The sequence below is a fragment of the Sphaerisporangium sp. NPDC005289 genome (assembly GCF_040607455.1).
In the GTDB taxonomy this organism is placed as follows: Bacteria; Actinomycetota; Actinomycetes; order Streptosporangiales; family Streptosporangiaceae; genus Sphaerisporangium; species Sphaerisporangium rhizosphaerae.
Map to the genome: position 1 here is coordinate 120498 of NZ_JBEXGS010000001.1, position 19338 is coordinate 139835.

Here is a 19338-nt window from a genome sequence, read left to right on the forward strand (position 1 = left end):
CGCCCGGCGCGTCGTACGGCAGGGGTTTACCCCCGGCCGCCACCCGGTGTACGGCGATCTCAATCGCATGCGGGATGACCTCTTTGTCTGACCTCCGTAACGTCCTGCGGTAACGCCGGCGGACCGTCCAGCGTGACAGGAGCCCCCAAGGAGAGCGCGTGCGCCGATACCGTCTCCCCAGCCGCGCGGTCCGGGCGATCGCACTGCCCGCCGCGCTGCTCGCGTCGCTGAGCGGCCTCACCGCGGCACCACACCAGGCGAGTCCGGCGAAGGCCTCCGCCGAGGCGCCCCCGCCCGCTCCGACCGAGAGGCAGGCCGTGGAGGCGGCACGGCGGTCGGGGACGCGGGTGGAGGTGCTGTCTCTGCGCACCGAGACCCGGCAGGTCTTCGCCGATCCCGGCGGGGGCTTCACCTCCGAGACGGCGGCGCTGCCTGAGCGGGTACGGCGTGGCGGTGGCTGGGCCGATGTGGACACGACGTTGCGCTTCGCCGGTGACGGCACGGTGCGTCCGGTGGCCACGCCGTTGGATTTGGCCTTCTCCGGGGGCGGGACGGTCCCGCTGGCGAGTATCGGCGAAGGCGGGCGTTCGGTCGCGATGTCCTGGCCGGGCGGGTTGCCGAGACCGGTGCTGGAGGCCGGCACCGCGACGTACCCGTCGGTGCTGCCGGGGGTGGACCTGAAGGTCACCGCGTCGGTGCTCGGGTTCTCCGAGGTGCTGGTGGTGAAGACCCGGGAGGCGGCGGCGAATCCGGCGCTGGCCAGGCTGAGGTTCGCGACGCGGGGCGCCGGGGTGTCGGTGCGACGGTCGCCGGCCGGCGGGCTGAGCGCCGTGACCGAGGGTGGTGAGACGGTCTTCCACGCGCCGGCGCCGCGAATGTGGGACTCCTCGGGGATCTCGGCGGAGGCGCCGTCGGTGGCGCGGCCGTCGGCGTCGAGGTCCTCGGGGACGGCGTCCCCGGAGGCGGGGTCCTCGGGCGCGGGCTCCTCGGCCGCCGGTATTTCGGGGACGAAATCCTCGGGGACGGGGTTCTTGGGCACGGGTCCGCGGCCGGGCGGACGGCAGGCATTGCTGGGCGTCGAGGCCACGCCCGATGAGGTGGTGCTCACGCCGGACGCGCGGCTGCTCACGGGCGCGAACGTCACCTACCCGGTCTACATCGACCCACAGTGGTCGGGCTCCAAGCAGGCCTGGACCTACGTGGACCGGGCGTTCCCGAACCAGGAGTACTGGAACTCCAGCCACATGCCGGAGGCGGGCAACTACGGCAGCGGGATCAAACGGTCGTTCTTCCGCATGGACTCCAACAACGTCAACGGGAAGCACATCCTGAAGGCGACGTTCCGCATCACCCAGGCCAAGTCGTGGGGGTGCACCTCCTCCCCGCAGGCCGTACAGCTGTGGTTGACCAGCGGCATCTCCAGCTCCACCACCTGGAACCACCAGCCGTCCTGGTCGGACTGGCAGGACAGCGTGTCCTCCGACGCCGGCTACAACTCCTCGTGTCCGGACAAAGGCATCGAGTTCGACGTGACCGCGACCATCGCCAAGGCGGCCAAGTCGGGCTGGCCGAACACGACGTTCGGGCTGAAGGACTACGACGACACCGGCAGCAGCACGTGGGGGTGGAAGGGCTTCGGCAACGCGCCCAAGCTGGTCGTCGACTACAACACCCCGCCCGCGGCCCCCTCGGGCGTCGGCACCTACCCGGCCACGCCGTGCGTCACCGGGGCGGGGCGGCCCGCCGTCAACGCCGGCGACGCCGAGAGCCCCATCAGCCTGAAGGCGAAGATCTACGACCCGGACAAGGCCAACGACGGGGTGCGCGCCGAGTTCGCGTTCCATCACTACAACACCACGACGGCGGTGTGGGACGACGTCACCGCCACCCTGCCCGGCGGCGGGAAGACCGCCTACAAGTACACCACCGCGGCGACCGACCACTCGATCAAGCTGTCGGGGCTGGTGACCGGACAGAGCTACTCCTACAAGGTCAAGGCCTACGACGGCACCGACTCCAGCGCGTGGAGTCCCTGGTGCGAGTTCACCGTGGACACCGTCGACCCCGCGACGCTCCCGAAGATCACCTCGGCCGACTACCCCGGCGACACCCCCGACGACTGGCGGGGCGGGGTGGGCGGCGCCGGCGCCTTCACCTTCGCCCCAGGGGACGGAGAGACCGACGTGACGGCCTTCAGGTTCGCCCTCGACGACCCGAGCCTGGCCACCCCCGCGACCCAGGTGGCGATCCCCGCCGGGCAGACCTCGGTGACGGTGCCGGTGGCGCCGCGCCATGACTGGCTCAACGCGCTGTACGTCTTCCCGGTGGACCGGGCGGGCAACGTCGGCAAGATCCCGGCCGTCCACAGCTTCTACGTCAGGGCCGGCGCCGACCCCGTGGGACTGTGGCGCCTGGACGAGACCGCCGGCACCACGGCGGGCGACTCGGCGGCCGCGCCACACCCGGTGACGCTGGCGGGTGACACGGCGTGGACGGGCGGCCGGGTGAACGGGGCCGCACGGCTGAACGGTTCCACCGGGTACGGCAGCACGGCGGAGCCGGTGGTGCGCACCGACCGGGGTCTGACCGTCTCGGCCTGGGTGCGGCTCACCGCCAAGACCGTCAACTCCTCGGTGCTGAGCCAGTCGGGTGACCGCAACTCCGGCTTCCAGCTGTACTACTCCTCGACCTACAACCGGTGGATCTTCGGCAAGTACGCCACCGACGTGGACGGCACCGCGCTGTCACGGGCGATAAGCGACACCGAGCCGCAGCTCGGCGTCTGGACGCACCTGACCGGCGTGTACGACGCCCCGGCCAAGCAGGTCCGGCTGTACGTCAACGGGACGCTCCAGCAGACCGCCGCGGCCTTCCCGTACACGCCGTGGAACACGAACGGACCTCTGCAGGTCGGGCGCACCAAGTGGGAGGGCGGCTTCCACGAGAACTTCGCGGGTGACGTCGACGACGTCAGGGTGTGGGACCGGATCCTGTCCGACGACCCCCGAACCGTGAACGACCCGATGCTGGGCAACGAGATCGCGGCCATGGCCAAGCAGCCGCCCGCCCAGCTCGGCCTGTGGAGGCTGGACGAGGGAACGGGCACGACCGCCGCCGACTCCTCCGGGTACGGACGGAACGCGACGCTCGCCGGCGGCGCGTCCTGGTCCGACGACGGCTTCGACGGCGCCGCCGTACTGCACCTCAACGGCACGACGGCCTACGCCTCCACCACCTCGGCCCCCGTGCGCACCGACCACAGCTTCACGGTGACGGCCCGCATGCGCCTGACCGGGGACGAAACCTGCGCCATGCCCGTCCACACGCTGACGGCCGTCGGCCAGGACGGCGCCAGGAACAGCGGCTTCTACCTCGGCTACCGGACCTTCACCGAGAACGGCGCCACGGTCTACCGGTGGTCGTTCAGCACGGCCGGCAACGACACCGATTCCTTCACCATGACGCACGCCCGGTCCGTCGAGACCGTCGGCTGCTCGACGCTCGACACCTGGACGCTGCTGGTGGGGGTGTACGACGAGGTGGCCAAGGAACTCCGCCTGTACGTCAACGGGCAACTGGCCGACGTCCGCCCCTTCACCGCCTGGAACGCCGGCGGCGCCCTGCAGATCGGCCGGGTCAGGAACAAGGGCGCCTACGTCGACCACTTCGCGGGTGACGTGGACGACGTTCACGCCTTCGCGGGCACGCTGACCGACCGCCAAGTGCTGAACCTCGCCATGGGACTCCCCCTCGACGGCTGATCCACGACCGGACCTAGCTCGATCCGACCCGGCCCGGCGCGGCGCGGTTTCACCGCCTCCCGGCGTGGCCGGGCCCGGTTCCCCGACGTTCACTGACGCTCATCGCTCCCCCGGAGGAAGCCGTGCTCGGTTCATGGCGAGGCTTGGCCAAGGTCGCAGGAATGCTGGCCGTCGTGGTGCCCGCCACGCTGATCACTCCGGTCGCCGCACGGGCGACGGAAGACCCTCGATGGCACAAGGCCCAGGAGCAGCATCCCGTACCGGGGCACGCCCTCACGGCCCGCGCGCCGCTCGCGGACCCGGGGGCGAAGTACGACCTGAAGGCGGCGCCCCCGGTGACCTGGCCGGAGCCGGGGTCGGCCGTGGTGCGGCTCCCGGGGGCCGCGGCCGGCGCCGGGGCAGGCGCGGGAACGGGCGCCGGCACGACGACAGGGACCGGCACGGCAACAGGGACCGGCGCGAGAACAGGGGCCGGCGCCGGTGCCGGTACATGGGCCGCGGGCCCCGGCAAGGTGCGGGCCGGGCGCCTGCCGGTCTGGCTCGGCCCGGCGCCCCCGAAGGCCGGCGCCGACGGGCCGGCCCCCTCCCCTCAGAGCACCGACAGGCAGAGCGAAACCTCGCGGCGGGCGACCGCGGGTGCGACACCTTCTCCGACCTCGCGGCCCGCGCCGGCGCCACCCGCCGTCGAGGTGCGGACGCTCGACGCCCGTACCGCCGCGGCGTCGCGGATCTCGGGGCTCGGCCTGCTGCTGACACCCCAGGCAAGACCGGCGGGCGCGGAACGCCTGTCGGTGGAGGTCGACTACTCGGGCTTCCGGTACGCCTTCGGAGGCGACTGGGGGGCGCGGCTGCGGCTCGTCCGGCTGCCCGAATGCGCGGCCACGACCCCGGACAGACCGGAGTGCCAGACCCGCGCGCCGCTGGTCACCAGGAACGACGTCACCACCGGGCGGCTGAGCGCCGACGTCGACGTCACCTCGGCGGCCCCGATGACGCTGGCCGCGGTGGCCGCGGCGTCGGGTTCGACGGGCAGCTACGAGGCGACCTCCCTCTCCCCCTCGGCCACCTGGAGTGTGAGCAACCAGAGCGGGGCCTTCTCCTGGTCCTATCCGCTGCGCCTGCCGCCGACGCCCGGCGGGCCGACCCCGAACATCGGGTTCGCCTACTCCTCGGGGAGCATCGACGGCCGCACCGTCGCGACCAACAACCAGGCGTCCTGGATCGGCGAGGGCTTCGACTACTGGCCCGGTTTCATCGAGCGCAGGTACAAGCAGTGCGCCGAGGACGGCGTGACGCCCAAGCGCGGCGACCAGTGCTGGCGGTACGACAACGCCACGATGTCGCTCAACGGCCAGGCCACCGAGCTGGTACGGGACGACGCGACGGGCACCTGGCAACCGCAGAACGACGACGGCGCCAAGATCGAGAAGCTCGGCGGCGCCGCCAACGGGGACAACGACGGCGAGCACTGGCGGGTGACCACGCCGGACGGCACCCAGTACTACTTCGGCCTGAACCACCTGCCCCGCTGGGCCGACGGCGACCCCGAGACCCAGTCGACCTGGACGGTGCCGATCTTCGGCAACAACGACGGCGAACCGTGTCACAAGGACAGCGGCTTCGCCGACTCCTGGTGCCAGCAGGCGTGGCGGTGGAACCTGGACTACGTCGTGGACCCGCACGGCACCGTCAGCACGTTCTGGTACACGCCCGAGACCAACTACTACCGCCGCGACGTCACCACGCTGACCAACGGCGAGCCCAACGGAACCCCGACCCGCTACATCCGCGGCGGCTATCTCAAGCGCGCCGACTACGGGCAGCGCTCCGACGCCGTCTACTCCTCCTCCGCCCCCGCACGCGTGGTCTTCGACGCCAAGGAGCGTTGCGTCCCCGACTCCACGTTCGACTGCGCCGAGAGCAAATTCACCAAGGACAACGCCAAGTACTGGCCGGACGTGCCCTATGACCAGAAGTGCGACTCGGGCGAGAAGTGCTTGGACAACTACGCCCCCACGTTCTGGACGCGTAAGCGGCTGGCCGGCGTCACCACGCAGGTGCTGGTGTCCGGCAGCACCTACAAGGACGTCGACACCTGGACGCTGAACCACGAGATGCGCGCCCCCGGTGACGGCACAGCGGCCGGACTGTGGCTGGCCTCGATCCAGCACACGGGCAAGGTCGGCGGATCGGTCTCCCTTCCGCCGGTCCGGTTCGCGGGCGTCCAGAGGCCGAACCGGGTGGATGCGCTCGAAGGGCGCCCCCCGCTCACCAAGTGGCGCATCTCGGCCATCGACAACGAGACCGGCGGCGCCCTGTCCATCACCTACTCCAGCCCCGACTGCGCGGCCGGGAACACCCCGGAGCCCGACTCGAACACTCGGCGGTGCTACCCGCAGTACTGGTCGCCCGACGGCGCCACCACGCCCGTCCGCGACTGGTTCCACAAGTACGTCGTCACCCAGGTCCAGCAGATCGACGGCACCGGCGGGGCGCCCGACGTCGTTGACACCTACGAGTATCTCGGCGGCGGCGCCTGGCACCACGATGACGACGACGGGCTGACCAGGGAGAAGTACAAGACCTGGTCGCAGTGGCGCGGCTACGGCAAGGTGCGGGTGCTGCACGGCGACCCCGCCGGGCAGCGCTCTCAGGCCGAGTTCACCTACTTCCGCGGCATGGACGGCGACGAACTGTCCGGCGGCGGCACCCGGGACGTGAAGGTCACCGCCTCCGAGGGGCCGCCGCTGGACGACGCCGACGCCCTGCAAGGACGCGTCCTTGAGGAGTTCCACTACGACGGTCCCGGCGGCGCGGAGAAGATGGGGGAGATCACCGGCTACTGGGTCAGGCAGACCGGCAAGCGGGTCCGCTCCTGGGGCACCACCACCGCCAACATGGTGCAGGCCGACGTTGTCCGCACCCGCACGGCCCTGGCGTCCGGCGGGTGGCGGCGCACCTCGTCCGACACCGACTACAACGCCGATGGCCTGATCACCCAGATCAGTGACCTGGGCGACGACTCCACTCCCGCCGACGACCAGTGCGTCCGCACCACCTACGCCCGCGACGACGCCCGCTGGATGATCTCCTACGCCTCCCGGGTGGAGACGGTGAGCAAGGCGTGTACCGCGACACCGTCCAGGCCCGGCGACGTGCTGTCCGACATGCGCAAGTACTACGACGGCAAGGACTTCGGCGCTCCACCGTCCAAGGGTGACGTCACCAAGACCGAGAAACTCGGTTCATGGAACGGCGGCCCGCAGTACGTCACCGTCGGCAGCACCACCTTCGACGGGTACGGACGGCCGCTGGTCGTCACCGATTCCGCCGGCGGCAAGACCACCACCGCCTACACCCCAGCCGCCGGCCCGGTCACCGCCACCCAGGAGACCAACCCGGCCGGGCACGTGACCAAGACCGAGGTCGAGCCGGCCTGGGGCCTCGCCACCGCGGCCATCGACGTCAACGGCAAGCGGTCGGATCTGGCCTACGACCCGCTCGGCAGGCTCACCGGCGTGTGGTTACCGGGCCGCGCCAAGGCAACGTACGCCACGACTCCGAACATGCGGTTCGGCTACCAGATCCGTTCCGACGGGCCGACCGCGGTGTCCACCGCGACCCTGCGCAACGACGGCAGCACCTACACCACCGGGTACGCGCTGTACGACGGCCTGCTGCGGGCGCGGCAGACCCAGCAGCCCGCTCCCGGTGGCGGCCGGCTGGTCGACGACACCTTCTACGACGCCCGCGGCCTGGTGGCCAAGTCCAACGACGACTACTACACGGAGGGCTCCCCGGGCACCACGCTGTGGAGCCCGGCCAGCGACGACGACGTGCCCGGGCAGACGGTCACCCTCTACGACGGCATGGAATGGGCCACGGCGGAGATCTTCCGCAAGCGCGGCACCGAGCAGTGGCGCACCACCACGACCTACGGCGGTGACCGCGTCAGTGTCGACCCGCCCGCCGGATCCACACCGATCACGAAGATCACCGACGCCCGGGGTCGTACCGTGGAAGTGCGCCAATACAAGGGCGACGGGCCGAGCGGCGCCTACGACGCGACCAAGACCACCTACGCCCCGAACGGGCAGCCCGCGACGATCACCGACGCAGCGGGCAGCATCTGGCGCTACCTCTACGACCTGCGGGGCCGGGTTAAGCAGGTCGACGACCCTGACAAGGGCACCGCGACGCTGACCTACGACGACCGGACCGACGAGCTGCTGTCGAGCACCGACTCGCGAGGCAAGAGCATCGCCTTCACCTACGACGCGCTCGGCCGCAAGACCGCCGAGTACGCCGGAACCGACGCCTCAAGCGTCAAGCTCGCCGACTGGACCTACGACACGCTGCCCAACGGCACCGTCGTCAAGGGCCAGCCGGCCTCCGCCACGCGCTACGTGAAGAACTCCGTCACCGGCGTCACCGACGCCTACACCAGCGCGGTCACCGGCTACGACAACGCCTACCGGCCTACGGGGGCGCAGACCGTCATCCCCGCCGCGGAAGGCGCGCTCCAGGGCACCTACAGCACCAGCACCGACTACAACCTCGACGGCACCGTCCACCGCACTGTGCTCCCCGCTGCCGGAGGGTTGCTCGGCGAGACGATGCTCTACGACTACGACGAACTCGGCAACCCAACGACGACCCGCGGGCTGACGAACTATGTCACCTCCACGACGTACTCCAAGCTCGGCCAGCTACTCGACATGACGCTGTCCACCGGTGGCAAGCGAGTCAAGGAGACCAACTACTACGAAGAGGGAACCAACCGTCTGACGCGCTCTCTGTTCGAGCGCGAGACGGCCCCCATCTCGATCTCCGACGCCAACTACACGTACGACCCGTCGGGCAATATCACCAAGATCGCCGACACGCCGTCCGGCCAGTCCGCCGACGTGCAGTGCTTCAAGCAGGACTACCTGCAGCGCCTGACCGAGGCCTGGACCGCCACCGACGGCTGCGCGGGCGCCCCCGCCCAGGCCATCGTCGGCGGCCCCGCGCCGTACTGGCAGTCCTTCTCCTACGACGTGGTCGGCAACCGCACCAAGGAGGTCGACCACGGCCCGACCGGCGACATCACCAAGACCTTCACCTACGCCGGCGCCGGCAACCCCCAGCCGCACACGTTGACCTCCGTCTCCTTCCAGGGCGGCGCACGCAACGGCCAGACCGACACCTACGCCTACGACCAGGCGGGCAACACCACCGAGCGCGGAGACGGCCGCGTCCTAGAATGGGACGTCGAAGGCCACCTCGCCAAGTCGACCGACCCCTCGGGCGTCAGCACCTACCTCTACGACGCCGGCGGCGAGCGGCTCATCCGCCGCGATCCCACCTCGACGACCCTCTACGTCGCCGGGATGGAGATCCGGCTCGACAAATCCACCGGCGCCAAGACCGCCACCCGCTACTACAGCCACGGCGGTCAGGTCGTGGCCTGCCGGACCAACCAGGGCGTCACCTGGCTCGGCGCCGATAACCACGGCAGCGCCGACACCTCGCTCACCGACAACGCCGCCCAGACCGCCGACCGCCGCCGCTTCACTCCGTTCGGCCAGATGCGCGGCGTCCAGCCCGCGTACTGGCCGGGAGAACGCGGCTTCGTCGGCGGCACCATCGACACCAGCACCGCACTCACCCACCTCGGCGCCCGCGAGTACGACGCCGAGACAGGCCGCTTCATCTCCGTCGACCCGGTGTTCGACCAGTCCGACCCGCAGAGCTGGAACGGCTACGCCTACTCGGGCAACAACCCGGTGACCACCTCCGACCCCAGCGGCCTGCTTCGGGATGGCGGCGGGGGCGGCTCGTCGCCCATTCTCGCCCAGGACGCCGGGATGCTCGGCGCCGCGTCCGGCTTGGCGATCGGCGGCGCCTCCCACTACAGCATCCCACCCCCGCGCCCCGCGACCCACCCCAAGCCGCACTGCGGCACCTGGGACTTCGGTTGCAAGGCCAAGAAGGTCTGGCACGACTACAAGGGCACCATCGTCAACATCACGGTCGCGGTCGTCGTCACCATCGGGTGTGAGGCGGCCACGGGCGGCGCCGGGAGCGTCGGCTGCCTCGCGGCCGGCGGCGCCGCCGGGAACCTGGCCGAGTACATGGTCACCAAGCCCCCGGACCAGTGGAGCCTCGGCGGGATGGTGAAGACGGCCACGGTCGGGGCCGTGGTCAACATGGCAGGCGGCTTCGTCGGCAAGGCCGCGGCGGCGGTGGTCGGCAAACTCGCCACGACGGCAGCCGGCAAGGTCGTCGCCGGAGCCGTAGCAAAGGCCGCAAGCAAGGCCAAATCCGCCATCGGCAAGGGCGGCGGCGCGGCCGCCGAAGGAGCCGAGGGCGCGGCGGCCAAGGGCGCGGGCAAGGGTGCGGGCAAGGGCGGGGAAAGCCCACGCGCCGAATCAGGCCGATCCGGCGGCGGCTGCAACAGCTTCATCGCCGGCACCAAGGTCAAGATGGCCAACGGCACCCTCAAACCGATCGAGAAGATCAAGCCCGGCGAGAAGGTCCTCGCCACCGACCCGCTGACCGGCAAGACCACACCCAAGGCTGTCCTGGCCACCTACTCCGGTCTCAGCTACCTCACCCTCATCCAGATCACCGTGGACACCGACGGCAAGAAGGGCGACGCCACCGGCACCATCCTCACCACGGAGCACCACCTCTTCTGGAACGCAAAGGACCGCACCTGGGTCCGCGCCGACCAGCTCACCGACGCCGACCGCCTCCGCGACCCCGACGGAAAACCCCTGCCCGTCGTGGGCGCCACGCTCCGGCCCGACCACCCGGCCGTGCACGACATCACGGTCGAGGACGTCCACTCCTTCTACGTCGCGGCGGCGGACACATCAGTACTGGTCCACAACTGTCCCACCTCTTGGTCGCTGCCCCTGAGGCGGACCCCCTATGGACTGCCCGAAGGGCCGAGCATCACCGTCTCGACGAACGGCCGGTCGGTGCCGGCGGGCATCAAGGCAGCCAATCGATACCTCGGGAAGAGACTCCCGAGAGGCGTCCAATCAGACGACGCCGCGGTCCGGCATGAAACCTTGGAGGAACTCACGGAGGAGCAGGTCAGAACGCGCCTGGGCGACAATATTCTGCAGGGGACCAGGGTCATCGAGAAAATCGACGATTCGCATGCCGTCGACATGGTCAATGCCCTTCTCGGAATGTTCTTTGGCGCCGGCGGCTGATCACCGACGATGTCGTCACCTTGGATCCCATTCGGATCCAAGGTGACAAGGCGCGGCCGAACGAGTTCGACGCCCGGATTCAGGAGCAGGGTGGCAGTGAAGTGCCGGAGGTCGACAGGCGGAGGCGGCCTTGCGGGGTCTGGTGGGGAGAGCGAGTTCGAACAGGGCGTGCAAGCGGTGTTCGCCGGTTGATCGTGTGACCGGGCACTCAAGCCACTCGCGACTCTTGGCACACCGGAGACTCAGAAACGGTAGCGGAGGATGCGTCCGACTTACCTGAGAAAGTAGAAGCGGTTCATGACGGCCAGGGCGGCGCGGTGGCCGGCCGGGAAGCGTTCGACCTCGGGCGGTCGGAGAAGAACAGCTGTTCGACCAGGTGGAGGCCGGGGACGGCGGCGGTGAGTTCCGCAGGTCGTCCTGGGGGCGCCGACGAGGTGGGCCGCGGTGAGGGTGTCGAAGGTCATCGCGCGGATGGCGACGTCCAGGGCGTCGCCGGCGCGCCTCGACGGCCTGCTCGGCCAGCGGGTCGCGCAGGACCGGGCTCTCCGTACGGTCGTGCACGGCACGCCCGTACAGCGCGGCGAGGAGGGTCTCTTTCTCCCTGATGAGGTGGACCTCCTCGGTACCCATTGCGCCAGCCTAAATCCGGAGTACAGGGAGTCTGCGCAGGTCAACGGGGTTCGCGGCGGACGCCGTCGGCCATTTTGGGTTGTTTGCGGCTCTCCAAGGGCGAACCCGGAGCATCTCGAGTGGAGTCGCCGGAGGCGGGCGGGCGTCGGCGATCCAGAGCGGGTGGGTGAGCGGGAGAGGCGACCCCACACCGACAATTTCTATGTTATTGAACAGATTAGTTTTCGGCAGCAACGTATCGGGCAGTAGAGGGGTGGCGGTCGAAGGGATCGGCGCATCCCCTCCGGCCTAGAACTTCAGAACACGCGATGGATCGCCCCGAGCCGGGGATCCGACCGAAAGGACATGACAGATGAGGAAGCTGGTCGTGAGCACCTTCGTCACGCTCGACGGGATCATGCAGGCTCCCGGCGGCCCCGGCGAGGACGACAGCAATGGCTTCGCGCACGGCGGATGGACCGTGAACTACTGGGACGAGCAGCTGGCCGCGTTCATGGACGAGACCATGTCCACGCCGTTCGATCTCGTCCTCGGACGCAAGACCTATGACCTCTTCGCCTCGTATTGGCCGAACGCCCCGGAGGAGGCCGGCGCCAAGCGCCTGAACGACGCCACCAAGTACGTCGCGTCGCGGAGTCGTCCCACGCTGGAGTGGAACAACTCGGTGCTGATCAAGGGAGACGTGGCCGAAGGCGTCGCGGCGCTGAAGAAGGAGGACGGACCCGAGCTGCAGGTGCACGGCAGCGGCGACCTGCTGCGGACGCTGCTGCGCCACGACCTCGTCGACCGGTACCGCCTGCTGATCTTCCCCGTGGTCCTCGGGTCGGGCAAGCGGCTGTTCTCCGAAGGCGCCGTTCCCTCGGGACTGAAGCTCGTCGACAGGGAGGTCTCCACCACCGGCGTCCTCATGAACACCTACGAATCGGCCGGCGAGGTCGTCACAGGGGCCTTCGATCAGGACTGACCGCTTCCGCGAAGCGCCACAGCGGACCCCCTGGCCAGGCGTTCTCGACCGGGACACCCGATCGGCGAGGAGGCGGACGGTCCCGGGGGCAGGCCCGGCGGGTCCGCGTACTCCCTAGGTAGTACGTGACGTGTCGCTGGAGGGGGGACGACGTGGAGCGGCGCGTGCAACAGCATCGGTCACTACCGACCGAGCCATGAAGGGAGCACGCGATGCGCAGAATCTACGCAGCGCTTGCCGCACTGCTGTTGATCGCCGTACTGGCACAGTTCTACTTCGCCGCAGTGGGTGCGTTCGCCAGACCACAGGACGACGGCTCCTTCGCGCTGCACAGCATCACCGGCATGATGATCATTCCGGTCCTGTCGCTGCTGGTCACCATCGCCGCCGCCGCTTCCCGCGCCCCTGGGCGGCAGATCGCGACGGCCCTGCTGCCGTTCGGCCTGGTGATCGTCCAGGTTCTGATCGTCGTGCTCGGCCGCGTGCTGAACGACAGTGCGGACAACACGACCCCCGCCGGGCTCGCCATCATGGGCCTGCATGGGATCAACGCCATGGCGGTCATGGGAGCCGCCGGCATGGTGTTGCGCAACGCCCGCAAGCTCGCCGGTTCCCCGCGCGGCTCGCAGGCCGCCGACGGCGCTCCCATGGCGCGGACCTCCGGCTCTCTGGGCGGCGAGTCCGCGGCACGGTCCTCGTGAGCGTTGAAGGGCTCATGGCGCTCGACCTGCTCGCCGGGGTGCTCGCCGCGGTGGCGTGGCTGGGCGCGGGCGCGGCGGCGGCCGCCCGCCATGTCAGGGTGGCCGCCGGTCTGTTCGTCCTGGCGGTGCTGGCGTCGCTGGCCCGGGGCGGGCTCGTCCTGGCGCTCGCCGGCGCCGGATGGTGGTTCGTCCAGGAGAAGCTCACGCTGACGCTGCCGCTGCTGGCGGCGGGCACGGCCGCCGCCGCCGTGCTCGCCGCTCCATCCCTGGCCAGAGCGGCCTTGGGCGCCGGTCAGAGCCGACTCGGCGTCTCGGAGGCCGTCCAGGTGGAGTCGACGGCGACGGCAGCGCACGCCACGGGGGCGCGGGCGGTCGGGGAGCCGACGGCGGGACCAGGAGCGGCGGCCGAAGCAGGACCGGCGGCCGAGACACGAGCTGCCACCGAGGCAGGGCGAGGCGCCGTACCGGGTGCGGCGGCGTTGGTGAGGCCTTGGGCGGTGACGGCGCTGTTCGGGGCCGGGTACGCGGCGACGGCCGGGCCGGTGGTCACGTTGCTGATGGGGTACCCGGCGACGTGGAGCACCGCGATGATCACCGTGGTCCTCGTGGCCGCGGCGGTGCTGACCACCCAGCGGTTGCTGGCCCCCGGCACGCGCGTCCGCGGGACGCGGGCCGCCGTGGCGGCGACCGTCGTGGCCGGGCTGATCGGTGGAGGGCTCGCGTTCCTGCCGGCCGACGACGTCGACACCGGCCGTGGCCCGGCCGCCACCTCCGCGGGCACCATGCCGGCATCGAACGGGCACGGCGCCATGCCGATGCCCGGCGGGCACGGCGCCATGCCGATGCCGGCTGGGCATGCCGCCATGCCGGTGGCCGGTGGGCGGTTCGGCGCGGGGCACCCGGCAGGGGCGCACACGGCCGGCACCGCGGGGTACGACCGGCCGGTGACCGCGCTGCGCGGACCCGCCGCGCCCGCGCCGGGCGGCACGGTGCGCCGGTACGAGCTCACGGCGCGCACGGCCACGGTCACCCTGTCGTCGGGGCGCAAGGTGGCCGCGTGGACGTTCAACGGGACCGTCCCCGGTCCGCCGATCACCGCCACCGAGGGCGACCTGGTCGAGGTGCGCCTGCGCAACGCCGACATCTCCGCCGGGGTGACCCTGCACTGGCACGGCTATGACGTGCCCGCCGGCGAGGACGGGGTCCCCGGCCTGACGCAGGACAGCGTGCGGCCCGGCCAGGAGTTCGTGTACCGGTTCCGCGCCCTCCAGGTCGGCACGTACTGGTACCACACCCACGAAGTGTCCGACAAAGGGGTGAAGATGGGCCTGTACGGCGCGCTGGTGGTGACACGGTGTGGACCGGCGCCGCCGGGCGCCGACCTCCCCCTTCCGGTGCACACCTTCGCCGGCCGGACCGTGCTCGGCGACCACGACCGGCCGATCGAGCGGCGCGTCGCGCCCGGCACGGCCGTCCGGCTGCGACTGGTCAACACCGACAACACTCCGCACCGGTTCACGCTCGCGGGCGCCCGGTACAGGGTGGTCGCCGTGGACGGCTCGGATCTGCACGCCCCCGGCGAGGTGGACCGGGTGGGGCTGCGCCTGCCCGCGGGCGGCCGCTATGACCTCGCCTTCACGCTCGCGGCGGGCGCGCCGGTCACGCTCGCCGTTGACGACCGCGTGGCCGGCCTGCGCCTCACCCCCGACCCCACGGCCCCCGCGTCCGGCGCCGCACCTGGCTCGTCCCCGGAGAACGACGGCACCAGGACCGACACGGGTGAGGGAGGCGCGGACGCCACGACCGGCACGGGTCGGGGAAACGCGGATGCGGGAGACGTGGGGACCACCAACGGTGCGAACGCGCAGGCCGTGGATGACGAGGCAGGACAAGGCGGGCAAGGAGCCGTGGCGGTACCCGACACCCAGGGGTGGCCCGAGTTGGACCTGACCCGGTACGGGACGCCGGCCGGGCCGCTTCCGTACAACGGCTCCAGCCGGTTCGACCGGGACTTCACCATGGTTCTCGACCAGGGGCTCGCCGTGTCGGAAGGCCGCCCTCTGTACGCGCACACGGTGAACGGGCGCGCGTTCCCCTCGGTGCCGACCCAACAGGTGCGGGATGGCGATCTGGTCCGGATGACGGTGGTGAACCGGGGACGGGAGACCCACCCCTGGCATCTGCACGGCCATCGCGTGCTGGTCCTCGCCCGGGACGGCCGGGCGCCGACCGGCACCCCGCTGTGGCTGGACACCTTCGACGTGCGCCCGGGCGAGGTGTGGCAGGTCGCCTTCCGCGCCTCGAATCCGGGCGTGTGGATGAACCACTGCCACAACCTGAGCCACGCGGACCAGGGCATGATGCTCATGCTGGACTATGAGGGCGTCACCACGCCCTTCCACGGCGCGCACGGCGGGTGATCGGGCCGTTCGCCACCAGGGTGGCCTAAGGTGATCAATGAGGCGATCGGTACTAGGCTTCGCCCTCGATGTCCGGAAATATCACGCCTCGCATTCTTCGTCGGTTGAAGCCCGGGACCCTGCTCATGGCGTTGCCGATCACTGCCATCTTCCTGCTCAGCGGATACGTCTTCCTGCTCGCCGCCGGCCATGACGCGAAGGCGGTCGCGGGTCGGGACAGGACGGCTCGCGCCGCGGTCGCGGCTCCCTCGGCCTCGGTGGCGGGCCCTCCGGGCTCGGTCGCGGCCCCCTCCGCCCCGGCCGCGCCCCCATCGGCCCCCTCGGCCGCCGTGACGCCCGGCGCGCCGGCGGGGACGGCGGGGACGGCGACCGCCGTGGCCCCGCCTCCCAGCCCCACGTCCACCGCGTCCGGCTCCGGCGACGGCCCGGACGCAGGCCCGGACGCACGCTCGGACACAGGCTCGGCGGGGCGGGCGGAGACCGTCCGGGTCCCGTACTCGGCGAAGGGGCGGTACAAGGTCGTCAAGGGGGTCGCCGAGCCGCCGGAGGGAACCCGCGGCAAGGTGGTCCGCTACCTCGTCGAGGTCGAGCGCGGGCTGCCGTTCGACGCCGAGGACTTCGCCGCCATGGTGCACCGGACGCTCAACGACCCGCGCAGCTGGGGCCGGGGACGCATGCGGTTCGAGCGGGTCGACCACGGCCCGGTGCGCTTCCGCGTGGCGCTGTCCAGCCCCGCGCTGACCAACGTACGGTGCCGTCCCCTGCAGACGTTCGGCGAGCTGTCGTGCTGGAACGGCAGGCGCTCGGTCATCAACGCCAAGCGGTGGGGGGCGGCGATTCCCGGATACCACGGCGACCTGGTCGCCTACCGGCAGTACGTGATCAACCATGAGGTCGGCCACGCCCTCGGCCACGCGCATCAGCAGTGCCCCGCCCCCGGCGGCCTCGCGCCGGTGATGACGCAGCAGACCAAGTCCCTGCAGGGCTGCCGCCCGAACGCCTGGCCCTTCCCACGCTCCAAGGGCGGCTCCGGCGGCGCGAAGCACCACGACGAGCGCAGGCACCGTACCCCCAAGGGGGACACCTCGGATCGGCGCTCCAAGGGGAACTCCCCCGACGACGACCGGCCCCGCGCGGGCGAGTCCGGCCACCCCGGCCGTGGCCGGGACTCCTGACACCGGCCGCGGGTGGGACTTCTGGCGGGCGGAGGAGCACGAAAATCGTCCGCGATGACGATGAGGCCGGCGACGGAGGTCGGCAGACTCGGGAGGGCGACCGATGTCGGCCCACCAAAGGAGCAAAACGGTGCATTTAGCCCGAAAGTCACTCCGTAGACTGATGGCCGCCGGGCTGGTCTCCGGCACTGTGCTCGCCACCTGGACGGCGGCGGCGCACCCGGCGGCGGCTCGGCAGAGCGAGGCGTCCGGCACCGGCGGCGCCGTGGTCCGGACCGCGGCGCAGCGGGCCACCCCCGCCGCGGACGCCCTCGACCGCGACGCGCTGCGCGGGACGCTCGACGCGGTGCGGGACGCGGGGATGTACGGCATCTACTCCAGCGTCCGGGACGGCGAGGAACGGTGGGAGGGCGCCTCCGGCGTCGCCGACGTGCGCACCGGCAGGCCCGTGACGCCCCAGATGCGGCACCGCATCGGCAGCGTCAGCAAGGCGTTCACCTCCGTCGCGCTCATGCAGCAGGTGGAGCGCGGCCGGCTTGACCTCGACGCGCCGATCGCGCGCTATCTGCCCGGCCTGGTGCCCGGCGAGCTCGGGCGCGCCGTGACCACGCGGATGCTGCTGAACCACACCAGCGGCATCGCCGACTACATCCCCGGCGCCTTCCCGTCGCTGGTGCAGAACTCCCCCGCCAGCCTCGACGACAACAGGTTCGAGCGGTTCACCCCCGAGGAACTGGTGCGCTTCGGCCTGGCCGGCGTGCCCACCGGACGTCCCGGCGAGCGCGCCTCGTACTCCAACACCAACTACGTGATCGCCGGCCTGCTGCTGGAAAGACTCACCGGCGTCGAGGCCGAGACCTACATCACCCACAACGTCATCGGCAGGGCAGGGCTCCGGCACACCTACTTCCCGCGCACGCCCTTCGTCACCGGACCGCACTCCAAGATGTACGAGGCGTTGTACGGCCTGATCGACCCGCCGCGCGACTACAGCGTGTACGACATGTCCTGGGCCTTCACCGCGGGCGCGCTGGTCTCCACGATGGACGACCTCGGCACCTTCTACCGCGCGCTCCTCGGCGGCCGGCTCGTCGGCCCCCGGCAGCTCGCCGAGATGCAGCGCACCGTCCCGTTCACCGACGCGCAGGGCAACGTGCTGCTCAACTACGGGCTGGGGATCTACGCGCAGGACTGGCCGTGCGGCCGGTTCTGGGGGCACGACGGAGCGGTCTTCGGCGCGGGCACGGTCACCCTGTCCAGCCCCGACGGCCGCCGCCAGGCGTCGCTGGGCATCAACCTGATGAAGTACCAGCACATCGACGAGAACGGCCAGGTCCAGATCCATCCCATCGACATCGCGATGGCGCGGCACATGCTGGTCGCCCTGTGCGGAACCCAGGCCGCCCCGCCCTCCACGCTGAGGGCCCCCGCAATCCCCCTGTTCCCCACCGAGACCCTGCGCCCGGCGCGAGCCTAAGGGCACCGCCACCGGCCCTCTCCGCCGCGCCCGGCGGAGAGGGCCGGCCGGAGCGGTCGGCGCACGGCGAGGCGGCGTGCGCCCCCCCGACCCGGGACTCAGTGCACGGCGAGAGTGCGGCCGGCGACGACGGCCTCGCGTACGCTGCTCGCCAGGACCGCTCCGAGTCCGTGGGCACGCGACGCCAGGTCGCGCAGGCCCTCGAGGTCATCGGTGTGGGCCAGCAGGTCGCGGTACTTGTCGTTGCTGCGCAGCAGGTCTTCGGCGTGCAGCGCCGCGTCCGCCGCCTGCACGCGGCGCGCGTACGCCTCGAGCGCCGCGACCTGCCCGGTCACCTCGCCGGCCGAGCGCCGCAGCGCGGCGAGCTGGGGCTCGAGCACCGCGCGCAACTCGGGGGTGAGCACTCCCCCGGTCGCCCGGGCGTGCTCGGCGCGCAGCTCGGACTGGGTGCGGAGCACTCTGGCGATCTCCCACAGCCGCCGGGGCAGGACGACGTCGTTGGCCACCGGGTCCAGCCAGCCCATCTGGTTGACGCGGGAGGCGTAGACCGTCTCGACGGCGTGGCCCGCGCGGTCGAGCAGCAGCCGGGCGGACCGGTCGAGGTCGGCGGGGACGACGTAACGGTCCTGGTAGAGCCGCACGAGGCGAGCGGGGGAGCTGAGCACGGCGAAGCGGCCCCACGGCAGGCCCACGGCGGCGGCGCCCACCAGCAGGATCGACAGCGTCGCCGTTCCGCCGATCAACGTCATGCGGTCGAGGGCCACTTCCTGCGACACCGCGATGAGGATGAGGATGAGCAGCAGGCCCGCGATGATGCCGAGCCAGCCGGAGGCGCTGGAGGGGACGACACGGCGGTCGGCCAGGGCGTTGTTACCGATGATGCGTCGTTTGTCATCGTCGGGGATGTCCGGGTCCACCACCGGCCATCTTCCGATCCACCAGGCGCCCATCGTGAAGTAAGCCCCCTCTCGGCGAAATCGCCGCCCCCCGTCAGCGGCAGAG

General features: G+C 71.2%; 8 protein-coding genes. 7 read left to right on the top strand and 1 reads right to left on the bottom strand.

The window, feature by feature from the left end; all coding sequences use genetic code 11:
* Nucleotides 1–158: 158 nt before the first annotated feature.
* The 7 genes from ABZT47_RS00450 (at nt 159) to ABZT47_RS00480 (ending at nt 18336) form a co-directional block, all read left to right on the top strand.
* Complete coding sequence (locus ABZT47_RS00450; RefSeq protein WP_354834301.1) at nt 159–3761, top strand: LamG-like jellyroll fold domain-containing protein; 3603 nt, start codon at nt 159–161, stop codon at nt 3759–3761.
* A 161-nt stretch (nt 3762–3922) separates the two neighbouring features.
* On the top strand, nt 3923–10969 hold the full coding sequence (locus ABZT47_RS00455) for a polymorphic toxin-type HINT domain-containing protein (RefSeq protein WP_354834303.1): 7047 nt from the start codon (nt 3923–3925) through the stop codon (nt 10967–10969).
* A 982-nt stretch (nt 10970–11951) separates the two neighbouring features.
* Nucleotides 11952–12563, top strand: a complete 612-nt coding sequence (locus tag ABZT47_RS00460) for a dihydrofolate reductase family protein (RefSeq protein WP_354834305.1) — start codon at nt 11952–11954, stop codon at nt 12561–12563.
* 212 nt (nt 12564–12775) lie between these two features.
* Nucleotides 12776–13264 carry a DUF6220 domain-containing protein gene (locus tag ABZT47_RS00465; protein WP_354834308.1) on the top strand — a complete coding sequence of 163 codons (489 nt, stop codon included), beginning with the start codon at nt 12776–12778 and terminating at the stop codon, nt 13262–13264.
* Nucleotides 13261–15684, top strand: coding sequence for a multicopper oxidase domain-containing protein (locus tag ABZT47_RS00470; protein ID WP_354834310.1), 2424 nt, complete (start codon nt 13261–13263; stop codon nt 15682–15684). Before ABZT47_RS00465 ends, ABZT47_RS00470 begins: the two co-directional genes overlap by 4 nt.
* Nucleotides 15685–15788: 104 nt before the next feature.
* The gene (locus ABZT47_RS00475; protein ID WP_354834313.1) at nt 15789–16859 is read left to right on the top strand and encodes a DUF3152 domain-containing protein; all 1071 of its coding nucleotides are present in this window, start codon (nt 15789–15791) and stop codon (nt 16857–16859) included.
* A 130-nt stretch (nt 16860–16989) separates the two neighbouring features.
* Entirely contained in the window at nt 16990–18336 is a 1347-nt protein-coding gene (locus ABZT47_RS00480; protein WP_354834316.1) for a serine hydrolase domain-containing protein, read from the top strand.
* Between the two features lie 98 nt (nt 18337–18434).
* On the opposite strand, the gene ABZT47_RS00485 is transcribed toward ABZT47_RS00480, so the two are convergent.
* A complete protein-coding gene (locus tag ABZT47_RS00485) occupies nt 18435–19256 on the bottom strand; it encodes a hypothetical protein (protein WP_354834319.1) in 822 nt (273 codons plus the stop codon).
* Between the last annotated feature and the right edge of the window lie 82 nt (nt 19257–19338).